Origin of the sequence: Okeania sp. SIO1H4, from assembly GCF_010672695.1 — a bacterium.
GTDB classification, from domain to species: Bacteria; Cyanobacteriota; Cyanobacteriia; order Cyanobacteriales; family Microcoleaceae; genus Okeania; species Okeania hirsuta.
Genome location: NZ_JAAHGB010000006.1, coordinates 215224 through 227265, shown reverse-complemented (window position 1 = coordinate 227265; position 12042 = coordinate 215224). Strand labels below are relative to the sequence as shown.

13 protein-coding genes and 1 pseudogene are annotated in these 12042 nt (G+C 39.0%); 3 read left to right on the top strand and 11 right to left on the bottom strand.

Translation table 11 applies throughout. The features are described 5' to 3' along the window. Positions 1-61: 61 nt before the first annotated feature. The 9 genes from F6K06_RS05335 to F6K06_RS05295 all read right to left on the bottom strand — a co-directional run bounded on the left by F6K06_RS05335 (position 62) and on the right by F6K06_RS05295 (position 8313). Positions 62-184, bottom strand: coding sequence for a hypothetical protein (locus F6K06_RS05335; protein WP_287240563.1), 123 nt, complete (start codon positions 182-184; stop codon positions 62-64). A 39-nt stretch (positions 185-223) separates the two neighbouring features. Beyond that, complete coding sequence (locus F6K06_RS05330) at positions 224-346, bottom strand: hypothetical protein (protein WP_287240566.1); 123 nt, start codon at positions 344-346, stop codon at positions 224-226. Positions 347-353: 7 nt separating this feature from the next. Then, complete coding sequence (locus tag F6K06_RS05325; RefSeq protein WP_287240568.1) at positions 354-1589, bottom strand: NACHT domain-containing NTPase; 1236 nt, start codon at positions 1587-1589, stop codon at positions 354-356. Positions 1590-1754: 165 nt separating this feature from the next. Next, complete coding sequence (locus tag F6K06_RS05320) at positions 1755-1973, bottom strand: DUF433 domain-containing protein (RefSeq protein ID WP_287240571.1); 219 nt, start codon at positions 1971-1973, stop codon at positions 1755-1757. Positions 1974-2363: 390 nt separating this feature from the next. After that, positions 2364-4247: a glutamine--fructose-6-phosphate transaminase (isomerizing) gene (gene glmS, locus F6K06_RS05315; protein ID WP_124147847.1), complete on the bottom strand. Its 1884-nt coding sequence runs from the start codon at positions 4245-4247 to the stop codon at positions 2364-2366. A gap of 445 nt (positions 4248-4692) precedes the next feature. Then, positions 4693-5157, bottom strand: a complete 465-nt coding sequence (locus tag F6K06_RS05310; RefSeq protein ID WP_287240574.1) for a hypothetical protein — start codon at positions 5155-5157, stop codon at positions 4693-4695. 477 nt (positions 5158-5634) lie between these two features. Next, positions 5635-6084 (bottom strand): cupin domain-containing protein, encoded by a 450-nt coding sequence (locus F6K06_RS05305; protein ID WP_124147849.1) that lies wholly within the window; start codon positions 6082-6084, stop codon positions 5635-5637. 663 nt (positions 6085-6747) lie between these two features. After that, complete coding sequence (gene psaC, locus F6K06_RS05300; RefSeq protein WP_006616272.1) at positions 6748-6993, bottom strand: photosystem I iron-sulfur center protein PsaC; 246 nt, start codon at positions 6991-6993, stop codon at positions 6748-6750. Positions 6994-7407: 414 nt separating this feature from the next. Further along, positions 7408-8313 carry a CoB--CoM heterodisulfide reductase iron-sulfur subunit B family protein gene (locus F6K06_RS05295; RefSeq protein WP_124147850.1) on the bottom strand — a complete coding sequence of 302 codons (906 nt, stop codon included), beginning with the start codon at positions 8311-8313 and terminating at the stop codon, positions 7408-7410. Between the two features lie 229 nt (positions 8314-8542). Between F6K06_RS05295 and acpP the strand changes: the two genes are divergently transcribed. Then, positions 8543-8794 (top strand): acyl carrier protein, encoded by a 252-nt coding sequence (gene acpP, locus F6K06_RS05290; RefSeq protein WP_124147851.1) that lies wholly within the window; start codon positions 8543-8545, stop codon positions 8792-8794. A 62-nt stretch (positions 8795-8856) separates the two neighbouring features. Next, the gene (fabF, locus tag F6K06_RS05285) at positions 8857-10107 is read left to right on the top strand and encodes a beta-ketoacyl-ACP synthase II (protein WP_124147852.1); all 1251 of its coding nucleotides are present in this window, start codon (positions 8857-8859) and stop codon (positions 10105-10107) included. 79 nt (positions 10108-10186) lie between these two features. Here the strand turns inward: fabF and F6K06_RS05280 are convergent, their stop codons facing one another. Beyond that, positions 10187-10513: a hypothetical protein gene (locus F6K06_RS05280; protein ID WP_124147853.1), complete on the bottom strand. Its 327-nt coding sequence runs from the start codon at positions 10511-10513 to the stop codon at positions 10187-10189. Here F6K06_RS05280 and F6K06_RS05275 point away from each other — a divergent pair. Continuing rightward, entirely contained in the window at positions 10512-10883 is a 372-nt protein-coding gene (locus tag F6K06_RS05275; RefSeq protein WP_124147854.1) for a hypothetical protein, read from the top strand. The two genes, F6K06_RS05280 and F6K06_RS05275, sit on opposite strands and share 2 nt — an antisense overlap. A gap of 45 nt (positions 10884-10928) precedes the next feature. On the opposite strand, the pseudogene F6K06_RS05270 reads toward F6K06_RS05275, so the two are convergent. Then, positions 10929-11912 (bottom strand): annotated as a pseudogene (locus F6K06_RS05270) (lipoxygenase family protein). Positions 11913-12042: the final 130 nt, after the last annotated feature.

The window sequence follows — 12042 nt, the reverse complement described above, 5'->3', positions numbered from 1 at the left end:
TTGAAGCTTCACAAAATGAAAATTTTGCTAATGTACTACCCATATATTATGTAACCGGATTCTATATTGTGGGAATTGACCAATCAGAACCTACTATTATTAAATTCATTCTGGGTCTGGGTCTTGTTTGGGCGATCGCTCTGACTAATTCTTTAAGTTTACCAACTTGGCGATCATCTATCACAATAACTTTAACGAAAATATGGGCAAAAATATCAGATTATCATTTTCTTTGTGGGTTTAATACCCCACCGTCAACTGGAGTGTTCAAAATTACTTGGGGGAGCGAATCCATAAGTAATTTTCCTCCTGTCTCCTGTCTCCTGTCTCCTGTCTCCTTCTTCAATGGTTCATTAGCTAGGATCTATAGACATACAAAAAGCAACTTTTTCTGCCGCTGTTCTTACCTCAGCAGGCTTCAGCTTAAAACGCCTTTGCAAACGATCAGTATCGCGGGTAAGTCGCTTTTCTAAATAATTTTCAAATACGCTATGGGTATTTTTGGGAAAAGAACCTCCATCTCGCATATCTTCGCACAAAATACCTAAAAACATAGGATTCTTAGTCATATTTTGAATTTCTTGGGGAGCATTTCTAAGTTCTCCGCTTAATTCTTTCTCTATCCTCGGTTTGAGTTCTGCTTTGCGAATCAGTTCCCAACGGCGACTTTCTAAAGGCAAAATGCGAAAACTAGGCCAACCCAAATGTTTAGGTCCCCGAAATTGACGGGAAGCAATAATTCCGCGACATTTATTAAATCCACTCAAAAAATCGTCGATCGCTTCAGCATAATTTCTAATCGCTGCATCTGCTTCAACGGAGCTTAATACTTCAGGCAATTCATCAAAAGAATCAAAAAGAAATAACCAAGTTCCTTCCCGAACCCCTTTTTGAAATTCTTCTTCTAAGAATTCCTCAATGTCGCGATCGTTAACTCGATTTAACTCTTGTTTGACAAAAGATTCTATCAACTCCCTGTTAATTTTAACGTTAGAGCGACGTTCCAGTTTTTTCAAATTGATATATAAAGGAATAACACACTTTATACTTTTATCTTTCATCGCCAGTCGAGATAACTTCTCAGCAACGTGTCGGAGAGCAACACTTTTTCCCGAACCAGGTTCACCTTCTACTAATATCAGTCTCTCACGACTTGATTTCAGGGATTTAGAAAGAGACTTTTCGCGGCGTAATCCCCTCTTAGTTGATTGAACAAACGGCAGTATCGAAAATCCTACTCGCCTTCCTTCAGCCTCAACCTCAGCTTCCAACTCAGTAAAACGATAATCTTTCCACTCCTCTCGACTGTTTAACAGCCGAATTTCACTCTCTATATAATCAGCAAATCTTTGTCTCTTCCGACGACGGCGTTTTTCCTCTTCATTGTAATATAACGGTTTGATTTGCTCTATCCATATTTTTATGATCTGGCTAAAAACAAAAAGCACCCCCCAGATTCCCATTAGGATAATTGCAACAAATAAAACAACGTCAATTAATCCAAGTAGCCAATCAGGAGCTTGCCCTTTAAAAAATATTTTAATTAGCTCTTTAAATTGCTCGACTAGCTCGAGAAAATTTAGTTTCATAATCTTTTCCCTCAATTAAGTGTAAATGGTGAAAATCTTCTAGTGGGGGCATCTTGCCCGCGATAGGTATACCTCATAACAACGGGAAGCAATGAACAATATTATAACTTCGATTTTGTAGCCATTCTACAGTTCTTTGAGAAATACCCATATCTGCTAGAAACTTCATTTTACCGATTTTAACTCCTGCCTTTCTTCAATAGGAATAACTCTTTCTTCAGCTAACCAGGCAGCATAAAACAAACATTGTTTAATATCGTCTAATTCTAAATCAGGATATTCCTCTAAAATTTCTTGATTAGGTTTCCCATTAGCAACTAAATTCAGAATTAAAGAAACAGGTATTCGCATTCCTCGAATACAAGTTTTTCCGGGGTTGCACATTATGGAATGATATTGCCAAAAATTGGTTTATATTTTGACTAAAAAAAACCTAATATTCATCATTCTAGCAATTGATTAATCCACAATCCAATTCAATCAAAAATATCAAATCATTCGTCACTGTGCAACGCCGTTTTTTCCGTCATAATTTTCGGGTCAAAAGTAATTCGATTTAGGTGTTTTAACATGACTCCATTTTCCTTTTTTTACAAATGATAAACCAGGCGTTGCATGCAACGTCCCTACTTTTTAGTCTACTCATACCATTTTAATAAAGTTATAGCATAAGTCTGAATTCTTAGCCCCCCTTCCCAAGGGGGGTTTGGGGGGATTAAAACGTCAAGTATTTCAACAGAAAATACTGATAACTGATAACTGATAACTGAAACCCTACTCCACAGTCACCGACTTCGCCAAATTTCGCGGCTGATCGACATCCAAACCACGATGAGCAGCAATATGATAAGCTAATAACTGCAAAGGAATAACCGTCAACATTGGAGACAACAACTCATCCACAGCAGGCACTGCCAACACATGATCAAACACATCCGCCTCCGTACTTTCAGGAGTCACCCCAATTAACTGTGCATCCCTCGCTTTAGCCTCCTGAGCATTAGAAAGTACCTTTTCATATACTAAACCAGGCATAGCGATCGCAACTACAGGCACTTTATCATCCAACAAAGCGATCGGACCATGTTTCATTTCACCAGCGGGATATCCTTCAGCGTGAATATAACTAATTTCTTTCAGTTTGAGAGCGCCTTCTAAAGCAATTGGAAAATTAATTCCTCGACCCACAAAGATAAAATCTTGAGTATCATTAAACTGGTGAGCAAAATCTTCTATTTGGCTATCTTGAGCTTCTAATATCTGTTCCATCTGTGCAGGTATCTGTCGCAAACCATTAACAATTCCTGCAATTTCTTCACCAGATAAATATTGTTTTTGCCAGCCTAATTCTAGAGCTAATAAATAAAACGCCATTACCTGTGCCACAAATGTTTTAGTAGCAGCTACACCAATTTCAAGACCTCCCCGAATATCAATAATTTGGTGAACTAAGTTAGCAATAGAACTTTCGCTGCGATTAGTAATTCCTAGCAACCTTGATGAAAATTCGGCTGGTTTATCTAAACGTCGTTGTTGTTCCATTGACAAAGCTGCCAAAGTATCTGCTGTTTCTCCAGATTGAGTAACACCAATTGTTAGAGTATTTTTTTTCAGAGGAGAAGGTGCATAACGAGCTTCAGAAGCATAATTAACTGTAGTTGAAATTCCCGCTAATTGTTCCAATAAATATTTCCCAATTAAACTAGCGTGCCAACTCGTACCACAGGCAAATATTTCAACTTGTTCTAAGTCTTGATATAGAGCAGGGGATAATTCTAAATTAGTCGGAGAAACATGATCGTTATTAATATCCCAATCGCTATTAATATAAGTTTCTAAACAACCCCGGATAACATTTGGTTGCTCGTGAATTTCCTTGAGCATAAAATGTTTAAAAATATTTTTCTCAACTAAAATCGGACTCCAGTTAAGAATACGGGGTATTTTATTCAAGCGATCGCCTGCAAAATTATAAATTTCTACCCCCAGAGGTGTTAAACGAGCTATTTCACCATTTTCTAAACTGACAACAACTTGAGTATGGGATACAAGAGCAGGAGTATCAGAAGCACAGAAAAATTCTCCTTGTCCTAAACCAATAGATAGAGGTGCTTGCTGTCTAGCAACAATAAGTTCGTTGGGATAGTCTGCACAAACAACAGCGACCGCAAATGCTCCATCCAGTTTATTCACAGTCTGACGTACAGCTTCTAAAAATGCTTCCCTGTTGCCTTCAGTAAAATTAGATAAAAATTCTGCGATTGAGTGGGGGATAACTTCCGTATCAGTATCAGAAATAAATTTATGTCCCCGACCTTCTAATTCTCTGCGTAATTCCCGATAATTTTCAATAATCCCATTTTGAACTACTGCCACTCGTCCAGTATCATCAGTATGAGGATGAGCATTATATTCTTCCGGTTTGCCATGAGTCGCCCAACGAGTGTGACCAATACCAATATTAGCTGGCATTTCTATTCCGGCCAATTTTTCCCGCAGGTTGTGTAGTTTACCCTTAGACCGAATAGATTTAATTTGCCCCTCCCAAACAGTGGCCAGTCCGGCAGAATCATAACCCCGATATTCTAGTTTTTCTAGTCCAGATAGTAAAATTTCTGTAGCTGACTGCGTACCAATATAACCAACAATTCCACACATTTTATTTTTTATTCTGACTAACTTTGACTATATATAATACTTACTCAAAGTTAGTTATCCCGTAGGATAGTTAGCTTTTTCTTTGCCATAGCAATTGCAGGTTTTGTTAGGACAATTCTCAAGTTCATCGCCAATTAACTAGCTATCAGCTTTTAGCAGCTCTGGGTAAAAATCCTCAGCTTCCTATCGGCCGGATCGCCCTCGGAGGAGTTGAAATCTCCTTTCCGTTCTGGAATGCTCCACAAACTAGGGAGTCTCAAAAAAAATCTGCTGATTGCTGACCGCTGACTGCTTCTTTAAATTACGACCTTTTTCAACATTGTTTCCCTCAGTTAAATTAAACTGTTATCAACAAATTTTGATAGGTTTGCATGAGATTGTTCAACACATAGGGATCTCAATTAGCATGGTCGAAGGTAATGCTTAACGGAACAGTCTGTCGTTGCTACAAATTGTGGCGTTGTCCAAAGTAAAACATAGACCGACTAGTTTTCATAACTCCACTGTGCATTTGAAATAATGTAAAGTTTAGGTAGGGTAAATTACCAATAAAATGAGAAATCCCCCATGTCAATGGAGGAAGAGAGCCAACATCTATATTGGAGTTTTCAATAGAGTCTCGATATACTCTACAAAACTTTGTCCAATCCATGAAAATAACATCGTTAATAATTACGTCTTTAAATTTATCCTCCCCACCAACAGCAATAGGGAAAAAAACTGGAAGATTTTTAAAGAGATACCACTCCTCGTCAATTTTACGCGTACAGAAAGTCCACTCTAGAGATAAAGCTTTGACTAAATTCCATACAAGATAACCTTGAAAAGATGCTTCTTGGGCATTTTGAAAAGACCTTTCTTGACATCCTCCCGACGCTGCTCTACGAGACAGTGCGGGATTCCTAACCATCGCTGATTAGGTCTTTCTGCTTCAATGCACCAGCCTCCAAGGTCAAGCCTCTTTTCGGTCTTACGGTCGCTCCACAGACTGACACTGCTAGCCCAGCAGCCAAGTTTTAAGTCTAACACACTATTGGCATGCACCGCAAAATTGATTGGTTTTTCCTGCGGAATGCGCTCGCATTCATCCCGACGCTCCCCTTCGGGAGAGCGCGGGTCTTCAACCAACCTTGAGATAAACCTCACGAGGTTTTACCAAGTCTAACTGTATAGTTACTGAAAGGTTTGAGTTCAAGACAAATTCTTCATTATGGAAAAAAGAGAAAGCCCACTGTTGATATTTGCTTAATTAATTGAGGTTTAGTTTCGTACCTTGATATCTTTCTAAAGCCTCTTGTAAGTCCATTTAACTACTTTTTTTTACCTGAATATTTCAAGTATTATCTTAATATTAGGTAATTTTTTACCACGAAGCAGAACTCTCTTTTCAATCTGCATATCTAAAGTCTACAGAGCCATCACTTCTGATAATTTCAGGCGTTTGAGTAGATAGGAAAAGCGTAGGTTCATCTCCTACCTCAAAACCATGGCTGATACTTTTTGGGAAATCAAGCACATCACCTGGTTGGTAAAGTATAGGCTTTCCGTTAATTGCTACAACACCAGTTCCAGTAATTATTTTGATAATTGCATCTGATTCATCATGGATATGAGCTCTATGACGAGAATTAGGCAGATACATTACAAGTTCTTCAACAATTGGCCCTTGTCCCGATCGGGAAAATACTCCCAACCTTTCAACTGCAAAAGGTGGAGAGTCTTCAATCACCTTAATTAGCATAAATTGACCCACAAGTTCTCTCATTGCCGAAGCAATCTTGTTGTACTTGGTAGGACGATCTACAAAATTAATTACTTCATTTGAATTGGGTGTCATTTCAGTTATCAGTACTTTGTGCAATAGGGAGGCTTGAAATACTAAAGTTTATTCTTTTCATCCCCTTAAAAGGTTATGTTTTATCAACATATTTCTTAAGATAAAACTTGACAAAATAGATAAGTTATAAAATTGCCATTGAATCAATATTTTGCCAGAGTAAACCTATTTAATAATAGGCTTTTCCATAATTTTACCGGAAAATTGTGGGTATGCGCCTCCCTTTTTAAGGGGATAAAAAAGCGGTCGAGAGATGGCGAGGTCTCCTCGCCATATCTAATCGACCAAGAGAAGAGAATATTCGCCAAGGTCAAGCCTCCTTATTCCAGAGGTACTGATAACTGATAACTGATAACTGAAATTACCCTCCCAAACTCCTTTCATTAATTGATAATTGATAATAGATAATTGATAATTACAAGAAAGTTTTAACCGCTACGGAATTGAATATAAGGAAATATTCTAGCACTTTTTTCCCCTTAAAAAGGTCGGCTTCAAGGCGCGAATTATTTAATTATTAATTATTCGGTAATAATTATAGAAATTAACAAAAAATAGAGGGAAAATTATTAATTCCCTCTACAAAATTTTAAGTTATTATATCTAAAGTTTTCCCACCCTCTATTAAATCTAAAATCAAAAACCAATAGAGGGAAAAGAGTATTAGTAAGCCAGACCCATACTGCGAGTAGTTTCAGCGCCAAGGTAAACGCGGACACTCAAAAAGTCAGTGGGGCAAGCAGTCTCACAACGCTTACAACCAATACAATCTTCAGTACGAGGAGATGAAGCAATTTGGCCTGCCTTACAACCATCCCAAGGTACCATTTCTAGAACGTCTAATGGACAAGCACGAACACACTGGGTGCAACCGATGCAAGTATCATAAATTTTTACTGAATGAGACATGAATTAAATTCTCCCAACAAATTGATTTTGCCGTACCTGCATAAAGGCAGATGAGACAGCAAGTTTTAGAAGTGAATGCTTCGACTTAGTTTACCGCACCACTTCTCATCCTTGATAAACATTGTTGAAAAACTTAAAATTTCTCAACGTTCGGGTAAATTAGTGATGAATGACCAAACTTTTTCAGAGTAGAGAAGCACACCTCCGAATTTATTTGTAGGAAAAAGTAAATATTAACAACTAGGGGATTTGCTTGAAAAGTTTCAGGCCAGGAGCAAGTTCCTCAGACCAAAGCAAAAAAAATTTCTGATTATAGGGGTGAACTGCCTTCGCCCCTACTTCTGACTCCTTAAATTCCCATAAAATTCATTCTGTCTCCTGTCTCCTGTCTCCTGACTCCTTCTTCAAAATAATTCAAAGTCCTAACTTTTCTAATACTGGACGAGTTGAGACTACATGACGATCCAAACCCAATTCTGTTGGAGAAACGCCTAAAGCTAAAGCTATCAGTTGAGGTAAATGCAACACTGGTAAACCTAACTTACGTCCAATAACTTTTTCTACCTCTGGTTGACGAGAATCTAAATTTAAGTGACACAAAGGGCAAGGTGTTACCATACAGTCAGCACCTTTGTCAATAGCTTCGCTCACATGATTTCCAGCCATTTGAAAAGCCTGATTAGTGGCATAACTAGAAAGAGGCCAACCACAACATTGAGTCCGGCCTCGGTAATAAATTGGAGTCGCCCCAATAGCCCGAAATACATTTTCCATAGATTCTGGTTGATAGGGGTCATCTAACGGCAAATTAGTTTGACCTCTAAGTAGATAGCAACCATAGAACGCAGCACATTTAAGGCCAGATAGTTTACGGGTAACGCGATTTTGAATTTCTTCTAGACCATAATCTGCAACCAGGGCATGAAGTAAATGTTTGACCTCTGTGCTGCCTTGATAGGGAGAACAAGTCTGTTTTTGTAAGAGGCCATTAATTTGATCTACATAGTCAGGATTGACTTGTTGAGATTCCTTGAGACGTTCATCGACATGACCAATTACCCCTTGACAAGTACTACAGTGGGTTAGTAAGGCTAAATTTAACTCTTCGGCCAAAGCTATGTTACGGGCATTAACAGTATCTTCTAGTAGTTGAGAATCCTCCTTAAAAGTACCAGAGCCACAACAGGCAGCTTTTTTCAATTCTATTAGCTCTATTCCCAGAGCTTGAGTAAGAACTTGAGTCGATTGGTAAAGCTCCCGGCAAGCTCCTTGAGCAACACAGCCAGGGAAGTAAGCATATTTCAGTGTTTGAACAGGCATAACATTAACTAATTATATAAAGAAGATAAGTATCATAGACATAACTTATTAGTATATATAATTTCTTTGTTACTTATTTATAATTAAAAGCTTATTCTGATACAAAATTTAACCACAAAATAAAAAAAGGCATTTAGAAAACTCATTTGCCTGTGTGCCGTAATAGAGGGGTCTCAGTTTTCAGATAAGATTGTATACGCGACATCCAAACTAAAAAGGAGAAAATTTTATGAGCCAAGAAGACATTTTTGACAAAGTACAGACAATTGTGTCCAGCCAGCTAGAAAAACCAAAAGAAGAAATCAAACCAGAATCTAATTTTGCCAATGATTTAGGAGCTGATTCTCTAGATACCGTAGAGTTAGTTATGGCATTGGAAGAAGAATTTGAAATCGAGATTCCAGATGAAGTAGCAGAAAAAATTTCTACCGTTCAAGCTGCTGTGGACCATATTGAACAGGAACTAACAGCCAAAGCATAACATCCCGATCAAAAACCCAAAGTTTCTGCCTTCTGGGTATGGAACTTCTGAAAACGAAAATTATGACAAATTCTGAGTTGAAACGGGTAGTTGTCACAGGAATGGGTGCTTTAACACCTATTGGCAACACCCTATCTGACTATTGGAACGGGTTATTAAGCGGTAAAAACGGTATAGGCCCAATAACCAGATTCGATGCTTCAAAACACAAATGTCGTATTGCTGGAGAGGTAAAAGGATTTGACCCTCACGACTATGTTGGTCCTAAAGATGCGAAACGAATGGACCGGTTTTCCCAGTTTGCAGTTGCAGCGAGCAAACAGGCTGTAACTGATGCCAAATTTGAAATCAATGACCTAAACGCAGAACAGGTGGGGGTAATAATTGGCACTGGGGTAGGTGGCCTAAAAGTATTAGAAGATCAACAAGAGATATATCTGACTCGTGGTCCTTCTAAGTGTAGCCCCTTTATGATTCCAATGATGATTGCTAATATGGCCGCAGGTCTAACGGCAATTCACACTGGAGCCAAAGGACCTAACTCTTGTTGTGTGACTGCTTGTGCTTCAGGGTCCAATGCTGTAGGAGATGCTTTCCGTCTGATCCAAAGGGGATTTGCTCAAGCAATGATTTGTGGTGGGGCGGAATCTGCAATTACCCCTTTAGGATTGGCAGGATTTGCTTCTGCTAAAGCCTTATCCAGGCGTAATGATGACCCAGCTCATGCAAGTCGTCCTTTTGACCGCGATCGCGATGGCTTTGTGATGGGTGAAGGTGCTGGAATTATCCTCCTAGAAGAATTGGAATGTGCCCTTAGTCGTGGGGCAAGGATATATGCAGAGGTAGTTGGTTATGGTATGACTTGTGATGCCTATCATATGACCGCTCCTGCTGCAGATGGAGAGGGGGCAAGTAGAGCTATGCAGTTGGCCATGAAAGATGCTGGTTTAACTCCAGAACAAATCAGTTACATAAATGCCCACGGTACCAGTACAGGAGCAAATGACCCAACAGAGACAAAAGCTATTAAAAAGGCATTAGGTGAAAGTGCTTATAAGGTAGCAATTAGTTCAACTAAGTCAATGACTGGTCATTTGTTAGCAGGGTCTGGGGGTATTGAAGCTATAGCAACAGTAATGGCGATCGCCCATGACAAAATTCCACCGACAATCAATTTAGATAATCCCGATCCAGAATGTGACCTAGATTATGTCCCTAATATAAGTCGTGCTCACAAAGTGGAAGCAGCTTTATCCAACTCATTTGGATTTGGAGGGCATAATGTAACTCTAGCATTTAAGAAATATGTCTAGAGGTTAGGACTAGAAATTATTTAGGGGGCTTGCACCCCCTTTTTTACTAGCTATTAGCTATTAGCTGTCAGCTATCAGCCTAAAAAGGTAGTGCATAGATAATGGTATCTGTTTGCGGAGATTCCGGAACGGAAACGCTTTTTAACAAGCTATCAGCGCTTCCCTGCGGGATGCTACGCAAACAGCTAAAATCTGCGTTTTCGGCATCCCCCACGCTTATTTGAAAAATAGAGTTGTTGGGAAATAAGAATTGAACAATGCTCAAAAGCTTACTATATAAGCTTTTCAGGAGTTTAGACATAAAAACGCTATAAACTTTGACTAATAAGAGTTTTAGCCATTTTTTTTGCTTAATTCCCAACAACTCTATTATATAAGGATTGTAGCTATTGGCGACTAATATCATGTCTGTTGGTATCGTTTGTGTAAAAGTTAGCGTGGATATCTACAAGAAATTTAAGTTTTTTTCTTGCCTGTTGCCAGATGAGCTGTTGCCTGTTGCCTATTTACTATACAAGACCGATGCTACCGGACATGAGATAAAAGATGTTGGAATTGTTGCTCTGTCTAGGTTGGAGCGATTTTTTCCTCTATTTGTGGATATCTACAAGAAATTTAAGTTTTTTTCTTGCCTGTTGCCAGATGAGCTGTTGCCTGTTGCCTATTTACTATACAAGACCGATGCTACCGGACATGAGATAAAAGATGTTGGAATTGTTGCTCTGTCTAGGTTGGAGCGATTTTTTTCTCTATTTAGGGACAACTCTAGTAGATGAATAGCCTGATGGAAAGCGATCGCATTTTCCCCACTTTGCTATCTGCTAAATATTGATGCTTTGAGGAATTTGGGAAGGGAGGAAGAACTCGTAAGGCATTAAACGGTCAGCATGGCGATTTTGGTCCTTAATTGTGGTCTCAGCAGCTTGTAAATTATCCTGGAATTTCTTCAAAGCCGCTTGCAATTGATTATTATTTGGAAATGCTGATGGGGAATATTTACCTAGTTGGGTGTAATAGACAGAGCCAAGTAAATAAAGCGTATTAATCTGGCTTTGAGCTTGACTGAGTGAAGGCAAACCTTTGATGAAACTCTCAGGATCTTGGGGATTTATTGGGGCTGGAAGATAGCGAGCCAAAGGAAATGCTGGCGTGTACATCATTTCTTGTTGAGAAAAGTTCACCGCTGCATGTTGAGCACTCGCTGTAAAAATCACTGTCGAGATTGTTTTGACTAAACAATTTATGGTGTTAAATTTGCCTTGTCCATCATCACCAAAGTTTTGCAACCGTCCCCCTTGCAAAGAAACTAATGTTGAGCCCCAAGTTTGTAAATCGGTATCACTCTCAACTGCTGAGTCGTTTCTGTAGCAGATGTTGAAATAATCCCGTACCCAAATTTCAATGGCATTCCAAATTAGTAACCCGTCATCTCGGTAGGGATAGGTTGGTAACTTGTCAGGATCGGCTACACCCCGATTTTATAAAGTTTGGGGAAATGAAATTTCATTAAAGTTAAACAAATAACTTTGTGCAGCTTTAGCTGCCATAGCTTGATCGCCACCGACGCTGCTGGCTAATATAGAGTCTACTGTACCACCAGGCGCAACTAATATTGCATGAGCGCCATAATTGATCAGCACAGTCCCCTCGAAATGAGGTACCAAAAGTTTTCTTAAACAATGATCTTCGGGTAAGTGATTAGTAGGGACAATAAAAGGCTCCACCACTAAATGAGTGCGTCCTAAATGGCTGATGAGTTCATGATAGTTAGAATCAGTCATTTGGACTATGTTTTTAGCAGTCATCCAAGATTCCCCATCTAGGGGCGTAAACAAAATCCATTCAGTGCTAATAGCTGTTCGTTGATAACTAATGGCAACAGGAAATAAAGACCTAGACCAACTATCAGTAGGTGGAACGGCAAATAGTGCTACT